Source organism: Cellulomonas sp. C5510 (assembly GCF_019797765.1).
Lineage (GTDB): Bacteria > Actinomycetota > Actinomycetes > Actinomycetales > Cellulomonadaceae > Cellulomonas.
The window spans coordinates 1,988,620-2,014,670 of sequence record NZ_CP081862.1; the positions used below are offsets into that span (position 1 = coordinate 1,988,620).

The 26,051-nt window shown below is 74.3% G+C and carries 24 protein-coding genes; 19 read left to right on the forward strand and 5 right to left on the reverse strand.

The genetic code is table 11. The annotated features are described in order from the left end of the window. Positions 1-39: 39 nt before the first annotated feature. A complete protein-coding gene (uvrA, locus tag K5O09_RS09255) occupies positions 40-2,910 on the forward strand; it encodes an excinuclease ABC subunit UvrA (RefSeq protein WP_222172446.1) in 2,871 nt (956 codons plus the stop codon). Here the strand turns inward: uvrA and K5O09_RS09260 are convergent. Then, the gene (locus tag K5O09_RS09260) at positions 2,900-3,430 is read right to left on the reverse strand and encodes an OsmC family protein (protein ID WP_222172447.1); all 531 of its coding nucleotides are present in this window, start codon (positions 3,428-3,430) and stop codon (positions 2,900-2,902) included. The two genes, uvrA and K5O09_RS09260, sit on opposite strands and share 11 nt — an antisense overlap. Before the next feature lie 65 nt (positions 3,431-3,495). Between K5O09_RS09260 and uvrC the strand changes: the two genes are divergently transcribed. The 9 genes from uvrC (at position 3,496) to K5O09_RS09305 (ending at position 12,816) form a co-directional block, all read left to right on the forward strand. Further along, positions 3,496-5,652, forward strand: coding sequence for an excinuclease ABC subunit UvrC (gene uvrC, locus K5O09_RS09265; RefSeq protein ID WP_222172448.1), 2,157 nt, complete (start codon positions 3,496-3,498; stop codon positions 5,650-5,652). Beyond that, positions 5,649-6,596, forward strand: a complete 948-nt coding sequence (rapZ, locus tag K5O09_RS09270; protein ID WP_222172449.1) for an RNase adapter RapZ — start codon at positions 5,649-5,651, stop codon at positions 6,594-6,596. Before uvrC ends, rapZ begins: the two co-directional genes overlap by 4 nt. Positions 6,597-6,600: 4 nt before the next feature. Then, positions 6,601-7,599: a uridine diphosphate-N-acetylglucosamine-binding protein YvcK gene (yvcK, locus tag K5O09_RS09275; RefSeq protein WP_222172450.1), complete on the forward strand. Its 999-nt coding sequence runs from the start codon at positions 6,601-6,603 to the stop codon at positions 7,597-7,599. Positions 7,600-7,657: 58 nt separating this feature from the next. Continuing rightward, positions 7,658-8,638: a DNA-binding protein WhiA gene (whiA, locus tag K5O09_RS09280; protein WP_222172451.1), complete on the forward strand. Its 981-nt coding sequence runs from the start codon at positions 7,658-7,660 to the stop codon at positions 8,636-8,638. 247 nt (positions 8,639-8,885) lie between these two features. Then, positions 8,886-9,890, forward strand: a complete 1,005-nt coding sequence (gene gap, locus K5O09_RS09285; protein ID WP_222172452.1) for a type I glyceraldehyde-3-phosphate dehydrogenase — start codon at positions 8,886-8,888, stop codon at positions 9,888-9,890. A 147-nt stretch (positions 9,891-10,037) separates the two neighbouring features. Further along, the gene (pgk, locus tag K5O09_RS09290; RefSeq protein WP_222172453.1) at positions 10,038-11,225 is read left to right on the forward strand and encodes a phosphoglycerate kinase; all 1,188 of its coding nucleotides are present in this window, start codon (positions 10,038-10,040) and stop codon (positions 11,223-11,225) included. Positions 11,226-11,228: 3 nt separating this feature from the next. Then, a complete protein-coding gene (gene tpiA / locus K5O09_RS09295; protein WP_222172454.1) occupies positions 11,229-12,017 on the forward strand; it encodes a triose-phosphate isomerase in 789 nt (262 codons plus the stop codon). A gap of 189 nt (positions 12,018-12,206) precedes the next feature. Then, positions 12,207-12,449 (forward strand): preprotein translocase subunit SecG, encoded by a 243-nt coding sequence (secG, locus tag K5O09_RS09300; protein ID WP_222172455.1) that lies wholly within the window; start codon positions 12,207-12,209, stop codon positions 12,447-12,449. Between the two features lie 10 nt (positions 12,450-12,459). Next, on the forward strand, positions 12,460-12,816 hold the full coding sequence (locus K5O09_RS09305; protein WP_222172456.1) for an RNA polymerase-binding protein RbpA: 357 nt from the start codon (positions 12,460-12,462) through the stop codon (positions 12,814-12,816). Between the two features lie 265 nt (positions 12,817-13,081). Here the strand turns inward: K5O09_RS09305 and pgl are convergent, their stop codons facing one another. From pgl to tal, 4 genes are read right to left on the reverse strand one after another with little or no spacing between them, the layout of a single operon-like run. Next, positions 13,082-13,861 (reverse strand): 6-phosphogluconolactonase, encoded by a 780-nt coding sequence (gene pgl, locus K5O09_RS09310; protein WP_222172457.1) that lies wholly within the window; start codon positions 13,859-13,861, stop codon positions 13,082-13,084. Further along, complete coding sequence (gene opcA, locus K5O09_RS09315) at positions 13,858-14,775, reverse strand: glucose-6-phosphate dehydrogenase assembly protein OpcA (RefSeq protein ID WP_222172458.1); 918 nt, start codon at positions 14,773-14,775, stop codon at positions 13,858-13,860. The genes pgl and opcA overlap by 4 nt, the downstream gene beginning before the upstream one ends. Then, on the reverse strand, positions 14,772-16,313 hold the full coding sequence (gene zwf, locus K5O09_RS09320; RefSeq protein WP_222172459.1) for a glucose-6-phosphate dehydrogenase: 1,542 nt from the start codon (positions 16,311-16,313) through the stop codon (positions 14,772-14,774). Before zwf ends, opcA begins: the two co-directional genes overlap by 4 nt. Next, the gene (gene tal / locus K5O09_RS09325) at positions 16,310-17,428 is read right to left on the reverse strand and encodes a transaldolase (protein ID WP_222172460.1); all 1,119 of its coding nucleotides are present in this window, start codon (positions 17,426-17,428) and stop codon (positions 16,310-16,312) included. Before tal ends, zwf begins: the two co-directional genes overlap by 4 nt. A gap of 325 nt (positions 17,429-17,753) precedes the next feature. Here tal and K5O09_RS09330 point away from each other — a divergent pair, with 325 nt between their 5' ends. From K5O09_RS09330 to K5O09_RS09370, 9 genes are all read left to right on the forward strand, one after another. Next, positions 17,754-18,710 carry a heme o synthase gene (locus tag K5O09_RS09330; protein ID WP_222172461.1) on the forward strand — a complete coding sequence of 319 codons (957 nt, stop codon included), beginning with the start codon at positions 17,754-17,756 and terminating at the stop codon, positions 18,708-18,710. A gap of 26 nt (positions 18,711-18,736) precedes the next feature. Next, a complete protein-coding gene (locus K5O09_RS09335; RefSeq protein WP_222172462.1) occupies positions 18,737-19,801 on the forward strand; it encodes a site-specific tyrosine recombinase XerD in 1,065 nt (354 codons plus the stop codon). Between the two features lie 29 nt (positions 19,802-19,830). Beyond that, a complete protein-coding gene (locus K5O09_RS09340; RefSeq protein ID WP_222172463.1) occupies positions 19,831-20,697 on the forward strand; it encodes a ParA family protein in 867 nt (288 codons plus the stop codon). Next, complete coding sequence (locus K5O09_RS09345; RefSeq protein ID WP_222172464.1) at positions 20,681-21,559, forward strand: ScpA family protein; 879 nt, start codon at positions 20,681-20,683, stop codon at positions 21,557-21,559. Before K5O09_RS09340 ends, K5O09_RS09345 begins: the two co-directional genes overlap by 17 nt. Further along, positions 21,556-22,230 (forward strand): SMC-Scp complex subunit ScpB, encoded by a 675-nt coding sequence (gene scpB / locus K5O09_RS09350; RefSeq protein WP_222172465.1) that lies wholly within the window; start codon positions 21,556-21,558, stop codon positions 22,228-22,230. Before K5O09_RS09345 ends, scpB begins: the two co-directional genes overlap by 4 nt. Positions 22,231-22,686: 456 nt before the next feature. Continuing rightward, positions 22,687-23,421, forward strand: a complete 735-nt coding sequence (locus K5O09_RS09355) for a pseudouridine synthase (RefSeq protein ID WP_370635564.1) — start codon at positions 22,687-22,689, stop codon at positions 23,419-23,421. Further along, a complete protein-coding gene (locus tag K5O09_RS09360) occupies positions 23,418-24,539 on the forward strand; it encodes a prephenate dehydrogenase (RefSeq protein WP_222172466.1) in 1,122 nt (373 codons plus the stop codon). Before K5O09_RS09355 ends, K5O09_RS09360 begins: the two co-directional genes overlap by 4 nt. Beyond that, a complete protein-coding gene (gene cmk / locus K5O09_RS09365; RefSeq protein WP_222172467.1) occupies positions 24,521-25,279 on the forward strand; it encodes a (d)CMP kinase in 759 nt (252 codons plus the stop codon). The genes K5O09_RS09360 and cmk overlap by 19 nt, the downstream gene beginning before the upstream one ends. After that, the gene (locus tag K5O09_RS09370) at positions 25,276-25,983 is read left to right on the forward strand and encodes a 1-acyl-sn-glycerol-3-phosphate acyltransferase (protein WP_222172468.1); all 708 of its coding nucleotides are present in this window, start codon (positions 25,276-25,278) and stop codon (positions 25,981-25,983) included. The genes cmk and K5O09_RS09370 overlap by 4 nt, the downstream gene beginning before the upstream one ends. Positions 25,984-26,051: the final 68 nt, after the last annotated feature.

A 26,051-nucleotide genomic window follows, 5' to 3' on the forward strand; every position in this document is an offset into this window, starting at 1 on the left:
GTTCGAACACATGTGCGGTTGTCGGAGGTCCGCCGTAGCATGGCGCGCGTGAACGATCGACTGGTGGTCCAGGGGGCCCGCGAGCACAACCTGCGCAACGTCGACCTGGACCTCCCGCGCGACAGGCTCATCGTCTTCACCGGGCTGTCGGGGTCGGGCAAGTCGTCGCTGGCGTTCGACACGATCTTCGCAGAGGGCCAGCGGCGGTACGTGGAGTCGCTCTCGGCGTACGCCCGGCAGTTCCTGGGCCAGATGGACAAGCCCGACGTCGACTTCATCGAGGGGCTGTCGCCCGCGGTGTCGATCGACCAGAAGTCGACCAACCGCAACCCGCGGTCCACGGTCGGCACCATCACGGAGGTGTACGACTACCTGCGCCTGCTGTTCGCGCGCGCCGGGACCCAGCACTGCCCGGTGTGCGGGGAGCGCGTGACCGCCCAGACGCCGCAGCAGATCGTCGACCGGCTGCTCGAGCTGCCCGAGGGCACGCGGTACCAGATCCTGGCGCCGGTGGTCCGCGGCCGCAAGGGCGAGTACGCGGACCTGTTCAAGGAGCTCCAGGCCAAGGGCTTCGCACGGGCGCGCGTCGACGGCGAGGTCGTGCAGCTCGCGTCCCCGCCGACGCTCGAGAAGAAGCTCAAGCACGACATCGAGGTCGTCGTCGACCGTCTCGTCGCCCGCGAGGGCGTGCAGCGTCGGCTCACCGACTCGGTCGAGACGGCGCTGGGCCTGGCCGGCGGGCTCCTGGTCGCGGAGATGGTGGACCTGGACCCGGACGACCCGGAGCGCGAGCGGCGGTTCTCCGAGAACCGGGCCTGCCCCAACGACCACCAGCTCACGCTGGAAGAGATCGAGCCGAGGACGTTCTCGTTCAACGCCCCGTACGGCGCGTGCCCGGAGTGCACCGGCATCGGCTCGCGCCTGGAGGTCGACCCGGAGCTCGTCGTCCCGGACGAGGACCTTTCGCTGCGCGACGGCGCGGTGGCCCCGTGGGCCCAGATCTCCTCGGAGTACTTCGAGCGGGTGCTGTCCGCGCTGGCGGACGACCTCGGCTTCTCGATGGACCAGCCGTGGCGTGCCCTGCCGGAGCGCGCCCGCAAGGCCGTGCTGTACGGGGAGAACCACCAGGTGCACGTGAAGTACCGCAACCGCTGGGGGCGCGAGCGGCAGTACTCCACCGGCTTCGAGGGCGTCGTGACGTTCCTCGAGCGGCGGCACCAGGAGACCGAGTCCGAGTGGAGCAAGGAGAAGTACGAGGCCTTCATGCGCGAGGTCCCGTGCCCCGTCTGCGAGGGCGCGCGCCTCAAGCCCGAGGTGCTGGCGGTGCTGGTCGGCGGCAAGTCGATCGCGGACGTCTGCGCCCTGCCGATCCGGGAGGCGAAGGAGTTCCTGGACGCGCTCGAGCTCGGCGTGCGCGAGCGGCAGATCGCGGAGCAGGTGCTCAAGGAGATCCAGGCGCGGCTCGGCTTCCTGCTCGACGTCGGGCTCGACTACCTGTCCCTCATGCGCGCGGCCGCCACGCTGTCCGGCGGCGAGGCGCAGCGCATCCGGCTGGCGACCCAGATCGGCTCCGGCCTGGTCGGCGTGCTGTACGTCCTGGACGAGCCCTCGATCGGCCTGCACCAGCGCGACAACCGCCGCCTCATCGACACGCTGACCCGGCTGCGCGACCTGGGCAACACCCTCATCGTGGTCGAGCACGACGAGGACACCATCCGCACCGCGGACTGGATCGTCGACGTCGGCCCCGGCGCGGGGGAGCACGGCGGCCGCGTCGTGCACTCGGGAGACCTGAAGGGCCTGCTCGCCTCGCGGGAGTCGGTGACCGGCGCGTACCTGTCCGGCCGTCGCTCGATCCCGATGCCCTCCACCCGCCGCAAGGTGGACAGGAAGCGCCAGGTGACGGTCCACGGCGCGCGGGAGCACAACCTGCAGAACGTCGACGTGACCTTCCCGCTCGGGACGCTCACGGCGGTGACCGGCGTGTCCGGCTCCGGCAAGTCGACGCTGGTCAACTCGATCCTCTACACGGTCATGGCGAACGAGCTGAACGGCGCGCGTCGGGTGGCCGGGCGCCACAAGCGCGTGTCCGGGCTCGAGCACCTCGACAAGGTCGTGCACGTCGACCAGGGCCCGATCGGCCGCACGCCGCGCTCGAACCCTGCGACCTACACCGGCGTCTGGGACCGGATCCGCAAGCTCTTCGCGGAGACCACCGAGGCGAAGGTCCGCGGCTACACGGCCGGGCGGTTCTCGTTCAACGTCAAGGGCGGCCGCTGCGAGGCGTGCTCCGGCGACGGCACCCTGAAGATCGAGATGAACTTCCTGCCGGACGTGTACGTGCCCTGCGAGGTCTGCCACGGCGCCCGGTACAACCGCGAGACGCTCGAGGTGCACTTCAAGGGCAAGACGGTCGCGGACGTCCTCGACATGCCGATCGAGGAGGCCGCGGAGTTCTTCGCCGCGGTGCCGGCGATCAGCCGCCACCTGAGCACCCTGGTCGACGTCGGGCTCGGGTACGTCCGCCTCGGACAGCCGGCGCCCACCCTGTCGGGCGGCGAGGCGCAGCGCGTGAAGCTCGCGACCGAGCTCCAGCGCCGGTCCACGGGCCGCACGGCGTACGTCCTCGACGAGCCGACGACGGGCCTGCACTTCGAGGACATCCGCAAGCTGCTCGGCGTGCTGCAGGGCCTGGTCGACAAGGGCAACTCGGTGATCGTCATCGAGCACAACCTCGACGTCATCAAGAACGCCGACTGGATCATCGACATGGGCCCCGAGGGCGGGTCCGGCGGCGGCACCGTCGTCGCCGAGGGCACCCCGGAGCACGTGGCGACGGTGCCGGCCAGCCACACCGGCCGGTTCCTGGCGGAGGTGCTCGAGCCCGCCCACGAGGCCGTCAGCGCGTGACGTCACCGGTGCCGGTGGACTCCAGGACCACCGGCGCCGGGTCGGTGCGCACCGGGAAGCTCACCGACCGCGCGACGAAGCAGTGCTCGTGCGCCCGTCGGTGCAGGTCCGCGAGCTGCGCGTCCAGCCCGGACGGGTCCTCGTCCGCGGGCACGGCGCCCCCGGGCCGGATCGTCACCTGCGGCCGCAGCACCACCTCGGTGAACTGGCCGTGACCGGCAGCCTCGACGCGCATCGTCCCGCCGGCGCGGTCCGTGTAGCCGACCACCACGACGCCGGCCGACGCCGCCAGGTGCAGGAACCACAGCATGTGGCACTGCGCGAGCGCGGCGACCAGCAGCTCCTCGGGGTTGTGGCGGGCGGGGTCGCCGCGGAACGCGGGGTCGGCGGACGCGAGGATCGGCGCCTTGCCGTCGACCCGCACCTCGTGGTCGCGCGCGTAGGCGGCGTACCCCGTGGTGCCGGTCGATCCGGCCCCGGTCCAGACGACGTCAGCGGCGTACGTGTGCAGCAGGCCCATGCCTCAGCGTAGGCGCCCCCGTCCCGGGAGCAGTGCTGTCGGTGGGCCGAACTAGGCTGCTGCATATGGCTGATCCCGCGACCTACCGCCCCGCCCCGGGCGAGATCCCGGACTCGCCGGGCGTCTACCGGTTCCGCGACGAGCACGGCCGGGTCATCTACGTCGGCAAGGCCAAGAGCCTGCGGCAGCGGCTGAACAGCTACTTCCAGGACGTCGCCGGGCTGCACCCCCGCACGCAGCAGATGGTGACGACGGCGGCGTCGGTGCAGTGGACCGTCGTCGGCACGGAGGTGGAGGCGCTCGCGCTGGAGTACTCCTGGATCAAGGAGTTCGACCCGCGCTTCAACGTCAAGTACCGCGACGACAAGTCGTACCCGTACCTGGCGGTCACGCTCGCGGACCAGTTCCCGCGTGTGCAGGTGATGCGCGGCGCCAAGCGCCCCGGCACGCGCTACTTCGGCCCGTACGCGCACGCGTGGGCCATCCGGGAGACGGTCGACCTGCTGCTGCGCGTGTTCCCGGTGCGGACCTGCTCGGCGGGCGTGTTCAAGCGCGCGCACCAGCAGGGCCGCCCGTGCCTGCTGGGGTACATCGAGAAGTGCTCGGCGCCGTGCGTGGGACGGATCTCGCAGGAGGACCACCACGTGCTGGCGGAGGAGTTCGCCGACTTCATGGCGGGCGACACCGCGCGGTTCACGCGGCGGCTCACGGCGCGGATGAAGGAGGCCGCGGCGGACCTCGACTTCGAGCGCGCGGCGCGCCTGCGCGACGACATCGCGGCGCTCGAGCGGGCGACCGAGAAGAACGCCGTCGTGCTGTCGGACGGCACCGACGCGGACATCTTCGCGCTCGCCGGCGACGAGCTCGAGGCCGCGGTGCAGGTGTTCCACGTGCGGGACGGGCGGATCCGCGGTCAGCGCGGCTGGGTGGTCGAGAAGGTCGAGGACGTCACCGAGGCCGAGCTCGTCGAGCACCTGCTCCAGCAGGTGTACGGCGACGCGCCGGGCGGCGAGGCGGGCGCGACCGCGGGCGCCGTCCCGCGCGAGGTGCTCGTCCCGGTGCTGCCGCCGGACCCCGACCAGGTGCAGGCCTGGCTGTCCGGCCTGCGCGGGTCACGAGTGCACGTGCGGGTGCCGCAGCGCGGGGAGAAGCACGAGCTCGCGGGCACCGTCCGGAAGAACGCCGAGCACGCCCTCGCCCTGCACCGCACCCGCCGCGCGGGCGACCTCACCACCCGGAGCCAGGCGCTGCGGGAGATCCAGGAGGCGCTGGGCCTGGAGTCCGCGCCGCTGCGCATCGAGTGCTACGACGTCTCGCACAACCAGGGCACCTACCAGGTGGCGTCGATGGTCGTGTTCGAGGACGGCCTCGCGCGCAAGCCGGAGTACCGCCAGTTCAGCATCCGCGGGCCGGAGGGCGACGGGGCCCGCGACGACACCGCGGCGATGCACGAGGTCATCACCCGGCGGTTCCGGCGCTACCTGGCGGAGCGCGAGCAGGCCGGGGACCTCGAGCTCGGGCTGGGGGAGGACCAGGTCGCGGAGGCGCTGGCCGACACGGACGCCGGCCCCGTCCGCTCGGGGCCGGTCGACGCGACCACGGGCCGGCCGCAGCGCTTCGCGTACCCGCCGAACCTCGTCGTGGTCGACGGCGGCCCGCCGCAGGTCGCCGCAGCGGCTGCGGCCCTCGAGGAGCTCGGCATCGACGACGTGGCGCTCTGCGGGTTGGCGAAGCGGCTCGAGGAGGTGTGGCTGCCGGGGGAGGAGTACCCGGTCATCCTGCAGCGGTCCTCCGAGGGGCTGTACCTGCTGCAGCGGGTCCGCGACGAGGCCCACCGGTTCGCCATCAACGCCCACCGCAAGAAGCGCAGCAAGGGCATGACCACGTCGGCGCTCGACGACGTGCCGGGGCTCGGGCCTGCCCGCTCGGCGGCGCTGCTCAAGCACTTCGGGTCCCTCAAGCGGCTGCGGGCCGCGAGCGCCGAGGAGATCGCGTCCGTGCCGGGGATGGGCGCGCGCACGGCCGCCGCGGTGGTCGCCGCGCTCGGGGGCGGAGCGCCCGGGACCGCCGCCGCGCCCGGGACCGGCGCCGCGTCCGACGACGGCACCGCGTCCGACGACGGCACCGCGGGCGCGTCCGGTGCCGCGACCGGCGCCGGCGCCGCGCCGCACGTGCCCGCCCCCGCGGCCGGGAGCGGCTCGGCTGGCATGCTGGGGTCATGAGCGACGAGACCTCGCCGATCACGGTCCCCAGCGGCATCCCGGCCATCGAGGCAGCGGCGGAGGCGCCGCGCGTCCGGCAGCCCCACCTGCTCATCATCACGGGCATGTCCGGCGCCGGACGCACCCGCGCCGGCGCGGTCCTCGAGGACATGGGCTGGTACGTCGTCGACAACCTGCCCGCGCAGATGCTCACGCACCTCGTGGGGATGCTCACGCACGGCGGGCCGCCGAGCGCGGACCTGCGCCTCGCGGCGGTCGTCGACGTGCGGGGGCGCGAGTTCTTCGCCGACCTGCTGGCCGTGCTCGCGCAGCTGCGGGAGTCCGGCGTGGACTACCGCATCCTGTTCCTCGACGCGTCCGACGAGGTGCTGGTCCGGCGCTACGAGCAGGTCCGCCGGCCGCACCCGCTGCAGGGCGACGGGCGCATCCTGGACGGCATCGCCGCCGAGCGCACGCTGCTGTCGGACATCCGCGAGCGGGCCGACGTGCTGATCGACTCGTCCGAGACGAACGTCCACGAGCTCGGCCGGATCGTGCGGTCCGCGGTGACGTCCGGGGAGCAGGACGACGTGCTGCGCATCAACGTGGTCTCGTTCGGCTTCAAGTACGGCATCCCGCTCGACGCCGACCACGTGGTGGACGTGCGGTTCCTCGCGAACCCGTACTGGATCACCGAGTTGCGGCACCTGTCCGGCCGGGACGCCCCCGTCCGGGACTACGTGCTGGGCCTGCCCGGTGCGCGGGAGTTCGTGGACCGCTACGTCGACGCGCTCGAGCCCGTCCTCGCGGGCTACCTGGCGGAGGAGAAGCGGTACGTCACCGTCGCTGTCGGCTGCACCGGCGGCAAGCACCGCTCGGTCGCGATCAGCGAGGCCATCGCGGAGCGGCTGCGCGCGCGCGGGCAGCGGGTGACCGTCGCCGCGCGCGACCTCGGCAAGGAGTGAGCCGGTGAGCCCCGTCCGCGACGGGCAGCCCGCCTTCGTCGCGCTCGGCGGGGGCCACGGCCTGTCCGCGACCCTGTCGGCGCTGCGACGCGTCACCGACCGGCTCACGGCCGTGGTCACGGTGGCCGACGACGGCGGCTCGTCGGGCCGGCTGCGCGAGGAGCTCGGCGTGCTCCCGCCCGGGGACCTGCGCATGGCCCTGTCGGCGCTGTGCGACGACTCCGACTGGGGCCGCACGTGGCGTGACGTCCTGCAGCACCGGTTCACGTCCAGCGGCGACCTGGACCGGCACGCGGTCGGGAACCTGCTGATCGTCGCGCTGTGGGAGCTGCTGGGCGACACGGTGGACGGGCTGGACTGGGTGGGGCGGCTGCTCGGCGCGCGCGGCCGGGTGCTGCCGATGGCGGCTGTCCCGTTGGAGATCGAGGCCGACGTCGAGCGGCCGGACGGGTCCGTGGGCGTGGTGCGCGGCCAGAGCCACGTCGCGTCCGCGCGGGACCGCATCACGCACGTGCGGCTGCTGCCGGAGGAGCCCCCGGCGCTGCCGGAGGCGGTGGCGGCCGTCGACGAGGCCGACTGGGTCGTCCTCGGACCCGGGTCCTGGTACACGTCGGTGATCCCGCACCTGCTCGTGCCCGACCTCGCGGCGGCGCTGCACCGCACGTCCGCGCGGCGCATCCTCGTGCTGAACCTCAGCCCGGACGCCGAGACCGCGGGCATGGGGCCGTGCGAGCACCTGGACGCGCTGCGGCAGCACGCGCCGGACCTGCGGGTGGACGCCGTCATCGCGGACCCGGGCTCGGTGGACGACGTCGACGAGCTGGAGGAGCGCACCCGGGCGGCCGGCGGGCGCCTGCTGATGCGGCAGGTGCGGCGCGGGGACGGCACGCCCCGCCACGACCCGCTGCGCCTCGCTGCGGCGATCAGCGACGTGGTCGAGGGGTTCCTGGGCGACGTCGGCGCGGGGAGCCGCCGCACGCCGCCTCCCGCGACCGGGGCGTGAGCGAGGGCACCTGCCCGTCCGGGCGTCCCGGCGCGCCCGGGATGGCAGGATGACCCGCATGGCTCTGACGGCACAGGTGAAGGACGAGCTTGCGCGGCTCCAGGTCGACAAGACGTCCTGCCGGAAGGCGGAGGTGTCGGCGACGCTGCGGTTCGCGGGCGGGCTGCACATCATCTCGGGGCGCATCGTCATCGAGGCGGAGCTGGACACCGGTGCGGCCGCCCGCCGTCTGCGCACGGCCATCGCGGAGGTCTACGGCCACACGTCCGACGTGATCGTCGTCCAGGGCGGCGGCCTGCGTCGCGGCAACCGCTACGTGGTGCGCGTCGTCAAGGACGGCGAGTCGCTCGCACGCCAGACCGGCCTGCTCGACAACCGCGGCCGTCCCGTCCGGGGCCTGCCGCCGCAGATCGTCGCCGCGGGGGCGCAGGAGGCGGAGGCGGCGTGGCGTGGCGCGTTCCTGGCGCACGGCTCGCTCACGGAGCCCGGCCGGTCCTCCGCCCTCGAGGTCACCTGCCCCGGGCCGGAGGCGGCGCTCGCTCTCGTCGGCGCGGCCCGCCGGCTGCAGATCCCGGCCAAGGCGCGGGAGGTCCGGGGCATCGACCGGGTGGTCATCCGGGACGGCGACGCGATCGCCGCGATGCTGGCCCGGCTCGGGGCGCACGACACGCTGCTGGTCTGGGAGGAGCGCCGGGTCCGCCGCGAGGTACGGGGCACCGCGAACCGGCTCGCCAACTTCGACGACGCGAACCTGCGGCGCTCCGCGCGGGCGGCGGTGGCCGCCGGGGCCCGCGTCGAGCGGGCCTTCGAGATCCTCGGGCCCGACGTCCCGGAGCACCTGCGTGAGGCCGGCGAGCTGCGGCTGGCGCACAAGGAGGCGTCGCTGGAGGAGCTCGGCAAGCTCGCGGACCCGGTGCTGACCAAGGACGCCGTCGCGGGCCGGATCCGCCGCCTCCTGGCCACGGCCGACAAGCGGGCGTCGGACCTCGGGATCCCGGACACCGAGTCGGGCCTGAGCCCCGACCTGCTCGATCTCTGACGCCCGGCGTCCGGGGCACGCGGGACCCGCGGACGGGACCCGCGGCAACCACGCGCGCGCTGCGGCACCGGCAGACCTAGGTCCCTGCGCCCGTGCGCGCGCGGGTATAGGCTCTTACCCATCCGGAGACCTCGCGCGGGTCAAGATCGTGTGACCACGGGGTTTCCGGGCGGCGCACACCGGCGTGCGCAGTCCATCACCGCAACAGTGTGTGCCGGCGCTTGCCGGCGCGTGCCGAGGAGGGCAAGTGACCATCAAGGTCGGCATCAACGGCTTCGGCCGCATCGGGCGCAACTTCTACCGTGCCATCGTGGCGTCGGGCGCCGACATCGAGATCGTCGGCGTCAACGACCTGACGGACAACAAGACGCTGGCTCACCTGCTCAAGTACGACACCGTGCTGGGCCGCTTCCCGCAGAGCGTCGACTTCGACGACGAGAACCTCATCGTCGACGGCAAGAAGATCCGCGCCCTCGCGGAGCGCGAGCCGGCGAACCTCCCGTGGGCCGAGCTGGGCGCCGACATCGTCATCGAGTCGACCGGCTTCTTCACGGACGCCACCAAGGCCAAGGCGCACATCGAGGCCGGTGCCAAGAAGGTCATCATCTCCGCCCCGGCGAAGAACGAGGACGGCACCTTCGTCGTCGGCGTGAACCACACCGACTACGACCCGGCGACGCAGCACATCATCTCGAACGCGTCCTGCACCACGAACTGCCTCGCCCCGGTGGCGAAGGCGCTCAACGACGCGATCGGCATCGAGCGTGGCCTCATGACCACGATCCACGCCTACACGGGCGACCAGAACCTGCAGGACGGCCCGCACCGCGACCTGCGTCGCGCCCGCGCCGCCGCGCAGAACATCGTCCCGACCACGACCGGCGCCGCCAAGGCCGTCGCGCTCGTGCTGCCGGAGCTCAAGGGCAAGCTGGACGGCTTCGCGCTCCGCGTGCCGACCATCACCGGCTCCGCCACCGACCTGACCTTCACCGCCTCGCGCGAGGTCACTGTCGAGGAGGTCAACGCCGCGGTCAAGGCCGCCGCCGAGGGCCCGCTCAAGGGGACGCTGGAGTACACCGAGGACGAGATCGTCTCCTCGGACATCGTCACCAACCCCCACCAGAGCATCTTCGACGCGAAGCTCACCAAGGTGATCGGTGACCAGGTCAAGATCATCGCCTGGTACGACAACGAGTGGGGCTACAGCTCGTCGCTCGTCAAGCTCACCGAGTACGTCGGCGCGCGTCTCTGACGTCGGTCACGCACCGGTAGCAACGGTCATGCGTCCGCGTACGCCCGGGTCCCACGGCCCCGGCGTACGCGGACGCTGCTGTGACCGGACCCTGTCGGCCCCCCTCGGTCGCCGCGCGGCGGTGGCCCCCCAGCAAGGTAGGAGAGCATGAAGACCATCGAGGACCTCGGCGACCTGCGCGGCAAGCGCGTGCTCGTCCGCTCCGACTTCAACGTGCCGCTCGACGGCACGACCATCACCGACGACGGCCGCATCCGCGCCGCGCTCCCGACCCTGAGGACCCTGCTCGACGCGGGCGCCCGGGTCGTCGTGACCGCGCACCTCGGCCGCCCGAAGGGCGAGCCGGACCCGAAGTACTCGCTGGCGCCCGTCGCGGCCCGCCTGGGCGAGCTGCTCGGCCGGCCCGTCGCGCTCGCCGAGGACGTCGTGGGCGAGTCGGCCAAGGCCACCGTCGCGGCGCTCGAGGACGGGCAGATCGCCCTGCTCGAGAACATCCGGTTCGACGCGCGCGAGACCTCGAAGGACGACGCCGTCCGCGGCGAGCTCGCCGACGAGCTGGCCCAGCTCGCCGACGCGTTCGTGTCCGACGGCTTCGGCGTCGTGCACCGCAAGCAGGCGTCGGTCTACGACGTCGCGCTGCGTCTGCCGCACGCCGCCGGGACGCTCGTCCTCACCGAGGTCGAGGCCCTGCGGAAGGCCGTCGAGGACCCGGAGCGCCCCTACGTCGTCGTCCTCGGCGGCGCGAAGGTCTCCGACAAGCTCGGTGTCATCGGCAACCTCATCACCAAGGCCGACAAGCTCCTCATCGGCGGCGGCATGATGTTCACCTTCCTCAAGGCCCAGGGTCACGAGGTCGGCTCCTCGCTGCTCGAGGAGGACCAGGTCGAGACCGTCAAGGGCTACCTCGCCCAGGCCCAGGAGGCCGGCGTCGAGATCGTCCTGCCCGTCGACACCCTCGTCGCCCCGGAGTTCGGCTCGGACGACTTCGAGGTCGTCGCCGTCGACGCGATCCCGGCCGACAAGATGGGCCTGGACATCGGCCCGAAGTCCGGCGAGCTGTTCCGCGACGCGATCCTCGGCGCCAAGACCATCGCCTGGAACGGCCCCATGGGCGTGTTCGAGCGCGCGGCCTACGCCGGCGGCACCAAGGCCGTCGCGCAGGCGCTGGTCGACACCGACGGCTTCTCCATCGTCGGCGGCGGCGACTCGGCCGCGGCGGTCCGCCTGCTCGGCTTCGACGAGGCGGGCTTCGGCCACATCTCGACCGGCGGCGGTGCGTCGCTGGAGCTCCTGGAGGGCAAGACCCTCCCCGGCATCGCGGTCCTGGAGGACTGACCCATGGCACGCACCCCCCTGATCGCGGGCAACTGGAAGCTCAACCTCGACCACCACGAGGCCGTGCACCTGGTGCAGAAGCTCGCGTGGACCCTCAAGGACGCGAAGCACGACTTCTCCGACGTGGAGGTCGCGGTCCTGCCGTCGTTCACCAACATCCGCTCCGTGCAGACGCTGGTCGACGCCGACAAGCTCGGCATCCGCTACGGCGCGCAGGACGTGTCGCAGCACGCGTCCGGCGCGTACACCGGTGAGGTCTCCGCCGCGCAGCTCGCGAAGCTCGGCGTGACCTACGTGGCCGTCGGCCACTCGGAGCGCCGCGAGTACCACGCGGAGTCCGACGCCACGGTGGCCGCGAAGGCCGTCGCCGCGTTCGGCGCGGGCCTCGTCCCGATCGTCTGCGTGGGCGAGGGCCTCGACGTCCGCAAGGCCGGCGAGCACGTGCCCTACACGCTGGCGCAGCTCGAGGGCTCGCTCGCCGGCGTCACCGAGGAGCAGGCGAAGACGGTCGTCATCGCCTACGAGCCGGTGTGGGCCATCGGCACCGGCGAGGTCGCCACCCCGGAGGACGCGCAGGAGGTCTGCGAGGCCATCCGCGGCAAGCTCGCCGAGCTGTACTCCGCCGAGGTCGCCGACGCCGTGCGCGTGCTGTACGGCGGCTCGGTGAAGTCGGGCAACGCGGCGCAGATCATCGGCAAGCCGGACGTGGACGGCGCCCTCGTGGGCGGCGCCTCGCTGGACGCCGAGGAGTTCGCGAAGATCGCCCGGTTCCGGGCGCACGCCGGCGCCTGAGCCACCCTGGTGGCGGGGCGGACGGGGCTGCCGCCCCTGCCGTCCCGCCACCGACCGGGGGACACGCCCCCGGCCCGGCACCGCGTCGCTGGATTCCCCGGCGGCGCGTCGCCTACCCTGGACCGCGGTCCACACCCGACCAGGCCGTCCCGCGGCCCGGCATCCCGAGCAAGGAAGTCAGACACCGTCGTGACAGCCCTCACCATCGCCCTCCAGGTCCTCCTGGTGGTCACGAGCCTGCTGCTCGTCCCGCTCGTCCTGCTGCACAAGGGCAAGGGCGGTGGCCTGTCGGACATGTTCGGCGGCGGCATCACCTCCAGCGCCGGCAGCTCGGGCGTCGCGGAGCGCAACCTGAACCGCATCACCGTGGGCGTGAGCCTGGTCTGGGCGGTCGCCATCGTGCTGCTCGGCCTCGTCGAGCGCGTGAGCTGAGGGGGCGGACATGGCGAGCGGAAGCGCGATCCGCGGGTCCCGCGTCGGTGCGGGCCCGATGGGCGAGGCCGAGCGCGGCGACGCCGCGCCTCGGATCTGGATCTCCTACTGGTGCGCGAACGGCCACGAGACGCGGCCGTCGTTCGCGGAGGAGGCCGCCGAGGAGGCCCCCGAGACCTGGGACTGCCCGCGCTGCGGGTTCCCCGCCGGGCAGGACCAGGCGAACCCGCCGTCGCCCGTGCGGAACGAGCCGTACAAGACGCACCTCGCGTACGTGAAGGAGCGCCGGTCCGCCGAGGACGGCGAGGCGATCCTCGACGAGGCCCTCGCGGCGCTGCGCGCACGGCGCGGCGGTCGGCTGCGCTGAGGCAGCCGGCACCGCACGACGGAGGAGGACGGCCCCGCAGCGTGATGCTGCGGGGCCGTTCCCGTCAGCGGCGCCCGGTTCGGCGCCCGCTGACCCGGCGCGGCGCCCGGTCCGGCGCCCGGTCCGGTGAGGTCGTCACTTCCGGCCGAGGTCGTCCCGTGGAGGTGACGACCTCGGCCGGAGGTGACGACTTCGGCCGGGTGCGAGGACCTCGTGCGCTGACGGCAGGGCGGCGCACGGGGGACGAGCCCGTGCGCGGTGGGGGTCAGCCCGCGCCGACCTCCGAGACGGCGGCGGCGTCGACCAGCCACAGCGTCCGCTCCGTGCCGCGCGCACCGGCGGCGGGCGTCCGCTCCACGGAGGCGTCCGCCAGAGCGGACGCGACCGCGCCCGCCTTCTCGGCACCGGCCGCGACGACCCACACCTCCCGGGCCGCCCGCAGGGCCTCGAACGTCAGCGACACGCGCAGCGGCGGCGGCTTGGGGGAGCCGTGCACGCCCACCGCGGGGACGCCCGTCACGCCGAGCGCCTCGTGACCGGGGAACAGCGACGCGACGTGGCCGTCCGGCCCCATGCCGAGCATGAGCACGTCGAAGGCCGGCACGTCCGCGCCGTCGGGGGCGAAGGCGGCGAGCTCCGCGGCGTACGCGGCGGCGGCGTCCTCCGGGGTCGCGACGCCGGCGGCCTCGTCGAGCGGGCGCACCGGGTGGACGTTCGCGACCGGCAGGGCGTCGCCGAGCGCGTCGAGCAGGGCGTCACGCGCCTGGGTCTCGTTGCGGTCGGCGTGACCGTCGGGCAGGAACCGCTCGTCGCCCCACCACAGGTGCACGCCGGACCAGTCCACGGCGTCGCGGGCCGGTGACGCGGCGACGGCCGCGAGGGTCGCGATGCCGACCGTGCCTCCCGTGAGCACCACGTGCACCGGGGCGGTCGCCGACTGCAGGTCGACCAACCGGGTGATGAGCCGCGCCGCGGTGGCCTCGGCGAGCACCGTGGCGTCCGGGTGGACCAGCACGGTGCGCGGCGCGCCGGCCCCGGCCGTCACGCGCCCACCTTCGTCAGGCCCTTGCGCAGCACCTCGCCGTAGACCTCGTCGGCGTCGAGCCGACGGAGCTCCTCGGCCAGGCACTCGCGCAGCTGCCGGATGGGCAGCGCGATGCGGTGCTCGGGCTGCTCGGGCTGGCGCAGCGCGGCGGTCTTGCCGTCGGGCCGGTCCAGCACGATCGGCCCGGACCGGCGCTCGAGGCGCACCTGGGTGATCGCCGGGGCGTCGGCCTGCCGCTCGATCTCGACCGGGCAGTTCAGCGCCCACCCGAGCCACGCCGCCATCAGGTCGACGGACGGGTGCGTGCTCTCACCGGCGACCACGGCGCGCTGCACGGGCTCGAACGGCGGCTGGTCGAGCGTCGCGGCGATGAGGCCGCGCCACAGCGTCGTCCGCGTCCACGCGAGGTCGGTGTCGCCCTCCGCGTAGGTCTCCGCGAGCCGGTGCAGCGTCCGGGAGGGGTGCGCGCACTCCGTGGAGTCGGTGATCCGGCGCCGGGCGAGCTGCCCGATGGGGTGCTGCGCCGGGACCTCCGGCACGTCGTACGGCCACCAGGCGACGATGGGCGCGTCCGGGAGCAGCAGCGGCAGCACGAGCGTGTCGAGGTGCCGCGCCTGCGCCTGCGACGGCTGCAGGACGACCACCTCGGAGGCGCCGGCGTCGCCGCCGAGCCGGATCTGCGCGTCCAGCTCGGAGTCGTCGCCCGGACGCTCCTCGGTCAGCACGATGACGCGGCACGGGTGCTCGCGGGAGGCGTCGTTCGCGGCGGCGATCGCGTCCTCCGGGTCGTGCGGGCCGACGTCGATGATGAGCGTGAGCACGCGACCGAGGGCGACGGCGCCGCCTTCGTCCCGCTCCTGCACCAGCCGCTTGTTGATGTCGCGGGTGGTCGTCTTCGGCAGGTCGATGATCACGGTCGCCTCCAGGCTCGTCCGTCGCGCTCCATCATGCGGTCGGCCGACTCCGGCCCCCAGGTGCCGGCGCGGTACGCGTCCGGTCGGCCCCTGCCCGCCCAGTAGGACGTGATGGGGTCGAGGATCTTCCAGGAGAGCTCGACCTCCTCGTGCCGCGGGAACAGCGGCGGGTCGCCCAGCAGCACGTCGAGGATCAGGCGCTCGTACGCCTCGGGCGACGCCTCCGTGAACGAGTGGCCGTAGCCGAAGTCCATCGTGACGTCGCGGACCTCCATCGCCGTGCCGGGGACCTTCGCACCGAACCGCAGGGTCACGCCCTCGTCCGGCTGCACGCGGATGACGAGCGCGTTCTTGCCGAGCTCCTCGGTGGCGGTGGACTCGAACGGCAGGTGCGGCGCCTTCTTGAACACCACCGCGATCTCCGTGACGCGCCGGCCCAGCCGCTTGCCGGTGCGCAGGTAGAAGGGCACGCCGGCCCAGCGGCGGGTGTCGACGTCGACGCGGATGGCGGCGAACGTCTCCGTGGTCGAGTTCGGGTCGAAGCCGCCCTCGTCGAGGTAGCCGACGACGCGCTCGCCGCCCTGCCACCCGGCGGCGTACTGGCCGCGCGCGGTGTGCTTGCCGAGGTCCTTCGGGAGCCGGACCGCGGAGAGCACCTTGATCTTCTCGGCGGTGAGGTCCTTCGCGTCGAACGTGACGGGCTCCTCCATCGCGGTGAGCGCGAGGAGCTGCAGCAGGTGGTTCTGGATGACGTCGCGGGCCGCGCCGATGCCGTCGTAGTACCCGGCGCGGCCGCCGACGCCGATGTCCTCGGCCATCGTGATCTGCACGTGGTCGACGTAGTTGGCGTTCCAGATCGGCTCGAACATCTGGTTCGCGAACCGCAGCGCCAGCAGGTTCTGGACCGTCTCCTTGCCCAGGTAGTGGTCGATGCGGAACACGTCGTCCGGGCTGAACACCTCGGACACCACGTCGTTGAGCTCACGCGCGGACTGCAGGTCGTGCCCGAACGGCTTCTCGATGACGACGCGCCGCCAGGCGCCCTCGACCGGCTGCGACAGGCCGGATCGCGAGAGCTGCTTGCAGACCACCGGGAACGCGCTGGGAGGTACCGACAGGTAGAACGCGTGGTTGCCCGCCGTGCCGCGCGACACGTCGAGGTCCTCGACCGTCGTGCGGAGGCGGTCGAACGCGTCGTCGTCGTCGAACGAGCCCTGGACGAACCGGATGCCCTCGGAGAGCTGCCGCCACGTGGCCTCGCGGAACGGGGTGCGGGCGTGCTCCTTCACGGAGTCGTGGACGATCTGGGCGAAGTCCTGGTCCTCCCAGTCGCGCCGCGCGAAGCCGGTGAGCGCGAAGCCGGGGGGCAGTAGGCCGCGGTTGGTGAGGTCGTACACCGCGGGCATGAGCTTCTTGCGGGCGAGGTCACCGGTGACACCGAAGATCACGAGGCCCGACGGGCCGGCGATCCGGGGGAGCCGGCGGTCCCGGGGGTCGCGCAGGGGGTTGTGCTCGGGCGTGACCTTCGCGGGCCTCACTCGGTCACCTGGCCCAGGCCGTCCTGCACCGTCTCGAGGAGCTCCGTCCAGGACTTCTCGAACTTCTCGACGCCCTCGCGCTCGAGCTGGTCGGTGACCTCGTCGATCGAGATGCCCAGCGCGGCGAGCCCCTCGACGACCCGCTGCGCCTCGGCCTGAGTGCCCGTGACCGTGTCGCCCTGGAAGTCGCCGTGGTCGGCGACGGCCTGGAGGGTCGCCTCCGGCATCGTGTTGACGACGCCCGCGACGACGAGCTCGTCGACGTAGCGCGTGTCGGGGTAGGCCTTGTCCTTGACGCCGGTGGACGCCCACAGCGGGCGCTGCGGCTTCGCGCCGGCCGCCGCGAGGGCCTGCCAGCGGTCTCCCGCCACGACCTCCTGGTACACCCCGTACGCGAGGCGGGCGTTCGCGATGGCCGCCTTCCCGCGCAGCGCGGCGGCCTCGGGGGAGCCGATCTCGTCCAGGCGCGGGTCGATCGCCGCGTCGACGCGCGAGACGAAGAACGACGCGACCGAGGCGATGGGCGCGAGGTCGTGCCCGTTGGCGCGGGCACGCTCCATGCCGTCGAGGAACGCGTCGAGCACGGCGCGGTAGCGCTCGAGCGAGAAGATCAGCGTGACGTTGACGCTGATCCCGTCGGCGAGCACGTCGGAGATGGCCTGCAGCCCGTCCAGCGTCGCCGGGATCTTGATGAAGACGTTCGGGCGGTCGATCGTCGACCACAGCGCGCGGGCGGAGTCGGCGGTGGCCTGCGCGTCCTGCGCGAGCCGCGGGTCGACCTCGATGGAGACGCGGCCGTCGACGCCGTCGGTCCGGTCGTGGACGGGGCGCAGGACGTCCGCGGCCTCGCGCACGTCGTCCGTGGTGATCGCGAAGACCGCGCCGTCCACGTCGGTGCCCTGCGCGGCGAGCTGCCGGAGCTGCTCGTCGTACGCGTCGCCCTTCGCGAGCGCGCTGGCGAAGATCGTCGGGTTGGTGGTCACCCCCACGACGCGGCGCTCGGCCACGAGCTGCTCCAGGTTGCCGGTGCGCAGCCGCTCCCGCGAGAGGTCGTCCAGCCAGACCGCGACGCCGGCGTCGGCCACCTGGTCGAGCGGCGTGGTGCCCTGAGTCATCGTCGTGCCACCTCGTTTCTCGTCCCGCACGGACCGGGACGTCGACGGACGGGCGCCCGGTCGGGGGGCCGGGCACCGGTCACGCCGGGCGGTGCTCCGCTGCGCCTGGCGTGCGGTTTCGAGCCTAGACCCGAGCACGGGCGATCGCCGGTCCGTCCACAGCCCGGAGGCGCTGGGGCGACGGACGTCACACCTCTGGGACCGAGGTCCCATGCGCGCGACGGCGCCCTCTGCTGCCGAAAGGGCCGTACGATGGCGGGAACCATCCGCTGGCGGACCGCCGCGGGGCCGAGCGACAGGGGCGGAGGACCGGAGCGTGCGCACCATGAGCCCTGCCGCTCCCGCCGGGTCCTCCCGCCCGCAGGTGCGGCCGGCGGGCGCCGACGCGGGTCCGCGGACGCTGCGCCGCCGGCTCGGTGCCTACGTCGCCCTGACCAAGCCGCGCGTGATCGAGCTGCTGCTCGTCACGACGCTGCCGACGATGATCCTCGCGCAGGGAGGGTTCCCGCCGATCGGGCTCGTGCTGGCCACCCTCGTCGGGGGCGCGGCGGCCGCGGGCTCCGCGAACGTCCTCAACTGCTACCTCGACCGCGACATCGACCAGGTCATGAACCGGACGAAGCGCCGCCCGCTGGTCACGGGGGAGGTGACACCGCTCGCGGCGCTGCTGTTCGGCCTGGCGCTCGGCGTGGCGTCGCTCACGTGGCTCGCCCTGGTGGTCAACGTGCCGTCCGCGCTGCTGACCGGTGCCGCGATCCTCATCTACGTCGTCGGCTACACGATGATCCTCAAGCGCCGCACCCCGCAGAACATCGTGTGGGGGGGCGCGGCGGGCTGCATGCCCGTGCTCATCGGCTGGTCCTCGGTCACCGGGGGCCTGTCGTGGGCCGCGGTGCTGCTGTTCGGCGTGATCTTCTTCTGGACGCCGCCGCACTACTGGCCGCTGTCGATGAAGTTCCGCAAGGACTACGCCGCGGCGGGCGTCCCCATGCTGCCGGTCGTCGCCGCCGAGGCGAAGGTCGCACGCGAGATGATCGCCTACACGATCGCGATGATCGCCTGCTCGCTGCTGCTCGTCCCGGTCGCCGGCATGACCTGGGTGTACGCGGTCGTCGCGGCAGGGCTCGGCGCGTGGTTCCTCGGGTCGACCATCGCGCTGTACCGTCGCGCGCAGGACCCGAGCCGCGGCCGGTTGCGCGCGATGTCGGTGTTCCACGGGTCGATCACGTACCTGTCGCTGCTGTCCGTCGCGGTGGCGGTGGACGTGTTCCTCCCGCTGTAGGCGGACGTCGGACCGGGAGGACGGCCATGGGGCAGAACGGCACGTCCGCGCCCGCGCCGCCCCGTCCCGCGCCCGAGGTCCCGCGGGCGCTGCGGGCGGACCTCGACGGGTACCTGGCCCACCTCACCGTGGAGCGGGGGCTGTCCGCGAACACGCTGGCCGCGTACCGCCGCGACCTCGCACGGTACGTCGAGCACCTCGCCGCGGCGGGACGCGACGGCATCGGCGACGTGACCGAGGCCGACGTCGAGGACTTCCTCACGGCGGTGCGCACGGGCTCCGACGGGCGGGCGGTGCTGTCCGCGTCGTCCGCAGCCCGGGCCGTGGTGGCGGTGCGCGGCTGGCACCGGTTCGCCGTCCTCGAGGGCCGGGCACCCGACGACCCGGCTCGTGCCGTCCGGCCCCCTCAGCAGCCGCAGCGCCTCCCGAAGGCCATCACCACTCACGACGTCGAACGGCTGCTCGGCGCCGCCTCCCTCGGCGACGGCCCGGCCCCGTTGCGCGACCGCGCCCTGCTGGAGCTCCTGTACTCCACGGGCGCGCGCATCTCGGAGGCCGTCGGGCTGGACGTCGACGACCTGCAGCTGACCCCCGGTCGTGCGGCGGTGCGGCTGTTCGGGAAGGGGAGCAAGGAGCGGGTCGTGCCGGTCGGGGCCTACGCGGTCGAGGCCGTCGAGGCGTACCTCGTGCGCGCGAGGCCGGCGCTGGCCGCCGCGGGCCGTGGCGGGTCGGCCGTCTTCCTCAACACCCGCGGGGCGCGGCTGTCGCGTCAGAGTGCCTGGGCGGTGCTGCGCACTGCCGCCGAGCGGGCCGGCCTCCCCGGGGCGACGCACGTGTCGCCGCACACGCTGCGGCACTCCTTCGCGACCCACCTGCTCGCCGGCGGTGCGGACGTGCGCGTGGTCCAGGAGCTGCTCGGGCACGCCTCGGTGACCACGACGCAGATCTACACGCGGGTGACCCCGGACACGCTCCGGGAGGTCTACGCGACGAGCCACCCGCGGGCACGCCGGGACCAGGCGCGGGACCGGCCCGCGCAGCGCGCGGAGGCACCGGACGGGGACGCCGCCACCGGCGCGGGACGCGGCTGACCGGGGCGCCGCTCCGGTAGGTTGTGCGGGTGGCACGCGAGGAGACGACCGAGACCGCTCTCGACCCGGTGGGCAGGCCCCTGCCGGACTTCCCCGTCCCCGCGCCGCTCACCGCGCACGGGCCCGCCCGCGTGATCGCGATGTGCAACCAGAAGGGCGGCGTCGGCAAGACGACGACCACGATCAACCTCGCCGCGGCGCTGGCCGAGTACGGGCGCCGGGTGCTCATCGTCGACTTCGACCCGCAGGGCGCCGCCTCCGTCGGCCTGGGGATCAGCCCGCACGAGCTCGACCGCACGGTCTACGACCTGCTCGTCGACCGGCACGCGGCGATCGCCGACCTCGTGCGGCCCACGGAGATCCCCGGTCTCGACCTGCTGCCGGCGAACATCGACCTGTCGGCCGCCGAGGTCCAGCTCGTGTCCGAGGTGGCGAGGGAGTCGATCCTGTCCCGCGTCCTGCGTCCCGTGCTGGACGACTACGACGTCGTGCTCATCGACTGCCAGCCGTCGCTCGGCCTGCTCACCGTGAACGCGCTCACGGCGGCGCACGGCGTCCTCATCCCCCTGGAGTGCGAGTTCTTCGCCCTGCGTGGCGTGGCGCTGCTCGTGGAGACCATCGAGAAGGTGCGCGACCGGCTGAACCCCCGCCTCGAGGTCGACGGCATCCTGGCCACCATGTACGACCCCCGGACGCTGCACGCCCGCGAGGTCGTGGCCCGCGTCCACGAGGCATTCGGGGACACGCTGCTCCACACCGTGATCGGCCGGACCGTGAAGTTCCCCGACGCGTCCGTGGCGGCGGAGCCCATCACCACCTACGCGCCGACGCACGCCGGGGCGCACGCGTACCGGCAGCTGGCCCGGGAGCTCGTCGCCCGTGGCGACGCCGCCTGAGACGCCCGCGCCGCCGCAGCCCGACGGGACGACCGGTGCGGCCCCCGTCGGCTCGAGCGCGTTCGAGGTGCACCTCGACAACTTCTCCGGCCCGTTCGACCTGCTCCTCGGGCTGATCTCCCGGCACAAGCTCGACATCACCGAGGTCGCCCTCGCCGTCGTGACCGACGAGTTCATCGCGCACATCCGCGCCGCCGAACGCGCGGCCACCGCGGGCGGGCGCACCTGGGACCTCGGCCAGGCGAGCGAGTTCCTGCTCGTGGCGGCGACGCTGCTGGACCTCAAGGCGGCGCGGCTGCTGCCGGCGGGCGACGTCGAGGACGCCGAGGACCTCGAGCTGCTCGAGGCCCGGGACCTGCTGTTCGCGCGGCTGCTGCAGTACCGGGCCTACAAGGTGGTCGCCGCGGACATCGGGCGGCGGCTGCTCGAGCAGGGTCGGCGGTTCCCGCGCACCGTCGAGCTCGAGCCGCAGCTCGCGGCGATGTTGCCGGAGCTGGTCTGGCAGATCGGGCCGCAGGAGCTCGCGGTGCTGGCCGCGAAGGCGCTCTCCCCGCCGCCGCCCCCGCCGGGTGTCGACATCAGCCACCTGCACGCGCCCGCGGTGAGCGTCCGGGAGCAGGCCGCCCTGGTGGTGGACCGCCTGCGCCACTCGGGCGCGACCACGTTCCGCGCGCTGACGGCCGACGCCGACTCGACGCTGGTCGTCGTCGCGCGGTTCCTCGCGCTGCTCGAGCTGTTCCGCGAGGGCGCGGTGGGCTTCGACCAGATGGCGCCGCTCGGCGAGCTGACGGTGCGGTGGACGGGGGCCGACGACGGCGACGTCGCGGTGGAGTCGGACTTCGACGAGGGGACGGACGCATGACGGACGAGCCGACCGGGGGCGCGCCCGTGCCGCCCCTCGCGGAGGGGGAGCAGGCGCCCGCGCCGGAGGAGCTCGCCTTCGACGTCGCCGACCTGCCCGGCGGGGCGCTGGCGGCGCTCGAGGCGGTGCTGATGGTCGCCGACGAGCCCGTCCCGGCGGTGCGTCTCGCGACGGTGCTCGGCCTGCCGACCGGGGAGGTCGTCGACCTGCTGCGCACGCTCGCGGAGGAGTACCGGGGCGAGCACGGCGGACGCGCCCGCGGCTTCGAGCTGCGGCAGGTGGGTGACGGCTGGCGGATCTACTCGGCGCCCGCGTACCACCAGGTGGTCGGCCGGTTCGTGCTCGACGGCCAGACCGCCCGCCTGACGCAGGCAGCGCTCGAGACGCTCGCCGTGATCGCGTACCGCCAGCCCGTGACGAGGGGGCAGGTGTCAGGGGTCCGGGGCGTCAACGTGGACGGTGTCGTGCGCACGCTGACCGCCCGTGGTCTGGTGGCCGAGGCGGGCGTCGACCCGGCCTCCGGTGCGGTCCTGTACCGGACCACGGGATACTTCTTGGAGCGGATGGGCCTCACGAACCTCGACGAGCTGCCCCCGCTCGCCCCGTACCTGCCCGAGATCGATGCGTTCGACGGGCTGGACGGGGCCGACAGGACGAACGGAGACAGGTGATGGGTGCAGCAGGGCAGGACGGTCGCGGAGGGTCGGGCGGCGCACGTCGCGGCGGTGGCCCGCGGGGTGGCGCGACGGGTCGGCCCGGCGGCGCCGGCGCGGGCCGGGGCGGGCGGGCGGTGGCGCCCGCGGTGGTCGCGACGGCGGTGGCGTGAGCGGGGCGGGACGCGGAGCGGGGGCCGGGGCGGCGCTCCGCGCGGGGACGCGGGTGCGCCGCGCGGGGCGGGAGGCGCGGCCGGACGGGGCGGCGCCGGTGCGCCCCGCGGTGGTGCGCCGGCCCGTGGCGGCGCCGGTGCACCCCGCAGCGGGTCGGACGCCCCCCGCGGTGGCGGTGGACCCCGTGGCGGCGCGGGCCCGCGGCGCGGTCCCGACCTGGGCCGCCCGGGCGCGGCCTGGCCGTCCCGTCCGCCGCAGCAGCGCCGCCCGCGTCCGCAGCGCGAGCAGCAGGACCTCGACGTGCACGACCCCGAGGGCGTGCGGCTGCAGAAGGTGCTCGCGCAGGCGGGTCTCGGCTCGCGCCGGGCCTGCGAGGAGCTGATCACGTCGGGCCGTGTCTCGGTGGACGACCAGGTGGTCGTGGAGCTCGGCGTGCGCGTCGACCCCCGGTCGGCGGTCATCCACGTGGACGGCCTCCGGCTGCAGCTCGACCGGTCCGTGGTGACGCTCGCGCTGAACAAGCCGCTGGGCGTGGTGTCGACCATGCACGACCCCGAGGGGCGCCCGTCGCTGGCGCAGTACGTCCAGAACCGCGAGGAGCGCCTGTTCCACGTCGGGCGGCTCGACGCCGACTCCGAGGGGCTGATGCTGCTCACCAACGACGGCGAGCTGGCGAACCGGCTGTCGCACCCGTCGCACGGCGTCGCGAAGACGTACCTGGCGACCGTGGAGGGCCGGGTCGCGGGCAACCTCGGGTCGGTGCTGCGCAAGGGCGTGGAGCTGGAGGACGGCGTGGTGACCGTGGACTCCTTCCGGGTCGTGGACGCCACGCCGCAGGCGAGCATGGTCGAGCTGGTGCTCCACGAGGGCCGCAACCGTGTGGTGCGCCGACTCCTCGAGGAGGTCGGGCACCCGGTGACGCGGCTGCTGCGCACCCAGATCGGCCCGATCAAGCTGGGCGACCTGCGTCCGGGGCGCACGCGCGTGCTCGGCAAGGCGGAGGTCGGCTCCCTGATGACGTCGGTGGGCATGTGAGCGGGAACGGCGCCGTCGCGACCCGCGGGCCCGTCCGGGTCGTCGGCACCGGCCTGCTCGGGGCGTCCGTCGGCCTGGCGCTGACCGCCCGGGGGGTCGACGTCACGCTGCACGACCCGTCCCGGACCGCCCTGGCGCTCGCGCGCGACGTGGGCGCGGGCCGACCGGCCGCGGCCGGTGACGCCGATCCCGCGCTCGTGGTGGTCGCCGCGCCCCCGGACGTCACGGCGGACGTCGTGCTGGCGGAGCTCGCGGCGCACCCCGGGGCGGTCGTCACCGACGTGGCGAGCGTCAAGGGCTACGTGCTGCGTGAGCTGCGCGCCGCCGGGGCCGACCTCACGCGGTACGTCGGCTCGCACCCGATGGCCGGACGGGAGCGTTCCGGCCCCGCCTCCGCCGTGCCGGACCTGTTCGTCGGGCGGCCGTGGGTGGTCGTCGACTCCGGGGAGACGCGCCCCGACGCGCTGCTCGCGGTCCGCGCGCTCGCCGCCGACCTCGGGGCCGTCCCGGTCTCGATGGACGCCGAGGCGCACGACGCCGCGGTCGCGGTGGTGTCGCACGTGCCCCAGGTCGCCGCGAGCCTCGTGGCCGCACGGCTGCGTGGCGCGGAACCGGAGGCGCTCGGACTCGCCGGGCAGGGTCTGCGTGACGTGACGCGCATCGCGTCCTCGGACCCGGCGCTGTGGACGTCGATCCTCGCGGCCAACGCGGGGGCCGTGCGGGACGTGCTCGCGGGCCTGCGCCAGGACCTGGACGAGGTGCTGGCCGCGATCGACAGCGCCGCCCGCTCCACGGGGCCGGAGGACGTCGAGCTGGGTGCGCTCGCGCGGCTGGCCCGCCTGCTCGCCGACGGCAACGCCGGGGTCGCGCTGGTGCCCGGCAAGCACGGCGGCGCCCCGCGCACGTACGCGGTCGTCACGGCGCTGGTCCCCGACCAGCCCGGCGAGCTGGCCCGGCTGCTGACGGACGTCGGTGCCGCGGGCGTGAACCTGGAGGACCTGCAGCTCGAGCACGCGGCGGGACGGCCCGTCGGCATGGCGTCGGTGTCCGTGGACCCGGCGCGCTCGGCGCACCTGGAGGCGGAGCTGACGGCCCGCGGATGGAGGCTGGTGAGGTGACGACGCGTGACGACGCGACGACGGGGACGGGACGCCGCGGTGTGGTGGTGGCGATCGACGGCCCGTCCGGGTCCGGCAAGTCCACCGTGTCGCGCCGGGTGGCCGAGCGGCTCGGCCTGGCGTACCTGGACACGGGTGCGATGTACCGCGCGGCGACGTGGTGGGCGCTGCACCGCGGTGTCCCGCTGGCCGACGGCGAGGCGGTCGCCGCGCTCGTGCGCGAGATGCCGCTGGTCATGGGGGTCGATCCGCGCGAGCCGAGCGTGCACGTGGACGGCCACGACGTGGGAGAGGCGATCCGCGAGACCGCGATCTCGTCCGCCGTGAGCGCCGTCGCGACCAACCTCGAGGTCCGCGCGGAGCTCGGGCGCAGGCAGCGCGAGGAGATCGCGGCGCAGGCCGTGCCGTCCTCGTTCTCCGGCGGGCGCGGCGTCGTCGCCGAGGGCCGCGACATCACGACGGTCATCGCACCCGACGCCGACGTGCGGCTGCTGCTCACCGCCAGCGAGGAGGCCCGCCTGGCGCGGCGCGCCCGCGAGGTGCACGGCTCGGACGACGCGGCGGCCGTCGAGGCCACCCGGGACCAGGTGGTGCGGCGCGACGCGGACGACTCGACGGTCTCCCAGTTCCTCGTGGCCTCCGACGGCGTCGTGACCGTCGACTCGTCCGAGCTCGACCTGGACCAGACCGTGCAGGCGGTCCTCGACGTGGTGGCCCGCGTCGCGGACGTCCACGCGTGACCGCGGCGGGTCGGGCCGAGGGCGCCGGCGCCCGGCCGGCGGCGCCGGAGCGCCGGTACGCGGAGCGACCGGTCCCACGCGGGGCCCGGGCCATCGGGTGGTTCCTGGCGCACGCGCTGTGGGACGCGCGGGTGGCCGGGGCGGAGCACGTGCCGACCTCGGGCCCGGTGCTGCTCGCCGCGAACCACACGAGCGTCGTCGACGGGCCGCTGCTGGCCGGCGTCACCCCGCGACCGGTGCACATCCTGGTCAAGGAGGAGATGTTCGCGGGACCGTTCGCGGGCATCCTGCGCTGGTCCGGCCAGATCCCGGTCGACCGCTCCGGTGGCCGCGCGGCGCTGGTGACCGCGCTCGGTGTGCTGCAGCGCGGGGACGCCGTGGGGGTGTTCCCCGAGGGCAACCGCGGGCGCGGTGACGCGGCGTCCGCGCGGGCGGGCGTCGCCTGGCTCGCCGTGAACGGCCACGCGCCGGTCGTCCCGGTCGCGATCCTCGGCACCCGGCGCACGGGGGAGTCCGTCGGCCACGTCCCCGGCCCGCGGCGTCGCCTGCACGTGCAGATCGGGGAGCCGCTGGACGTCCAGCCGGCTGCGGGGCAGTCGCGGCGCGACGCGATCGCGGCCGGCACCGAGGCGGTGCGGATCGCCCTGCAGAGCCTCGTCGCGGCCGCCGCGGAGCGCACGGGGACGTCGCTGCCGAGCGCCTGACGGCCCCGGACGCGGGGCGCGGAGACCCCGGGCGCGGGGCGCGGCGACCCGGCGCGCCGGGCTCGACG

Excerpts from the sequence above, each read along its gene's own strand:
- uvrA (WP_222172446.1), top strand. The coding sequence starts at position 40 with ATGGCGCGCGTGAACGATCGACTGGTGGTCCAGGGGGCCCGCGAGCAC.
- K5O09_RS09260 (WP_222172447.1), bottom strand. The coding sequence starts at position 3,430 with ATGGGCCTGCTGCACACGTACGCCGCTGACGTCGTCTGGACCGGGGCC.
- uvrC (WP_222172448.1), top strand. The coding sequence starts at position 3,496 with ATGGCTGATCCCGCGACCTACCGCCCCGCCCCGGGCGAGATCCCGGAC.
- rapZ (WP_222172449.1), top strand. The coding sequence starts at position 5,649 with ATGAGCGACGAGACCTCGCCGATCACGGTCCCCAGCGGCATCCCGGCC.
- whiA (WP_222172451.1), top strand. The coding sequence starts at position 7,658 with ATGGCTCTGACGGCACAGGTGAAGGACGAGCTTGCGCGGCTCCAGGTC.
- pgk (WP_222172453.1), top strand. The coding sequence starts at position 10,038 with ATGAAGACCATCGAGGACCTCGGCGACCTGCGCGGCAAGCGCGTGCTC.
- tpiA (WP_222172454.1), top strand. The coding sequence starts at position 11,229 with ATGGCACGCACCCCCCTGATCGCGGGCAACTGGAAGCTCAACCTCGAC.
- K5O09_RS09305 (WP_222172456.1), top strand. The coding sequence starts at position 12,460 with ATGGCGAGCGGAAGCGCGATCCGCGGGTCCCGCGTCGGTGCGGGCCCG.
- tal (WP_222172460.1), bottom strand. The coding sequence starts at position 17,428 with ATGACTCAGGGCACCACGCCGCTCGACCAGGTGGCCGACGCCGGCGTC.
- K5O09_RS09330 (WP_222172461.1), top strand. The coding sequence starts at position 17,754 with ATGAGCCCTGCCGCTCCCGCCGGGTCCTCCCGCCCGCAGGTGCGGCCG.
- K5O09_RS09335 (WP_222172462.1), top strand. The coding sequence starts at position 18,737 with ATGGGGCAGAACGGCACGTCCGCGCCCGCGCCGCCCCGTCCCGCGCCC.
- scpB (WP_222172465.1), top strand. The coding sequence starts at position 21,556 with ATGACGGACGAGCCGACCGGGGGCGCGCCCGTGCCGCCCCTCGCGGAG.
- cmk (WP_222172467.1), top strand. The coding sequence starts at position 24,521 with ATGGAGGCTGGTGAGGTGACGACGCGTGACGACGCGACGACGGGGACG.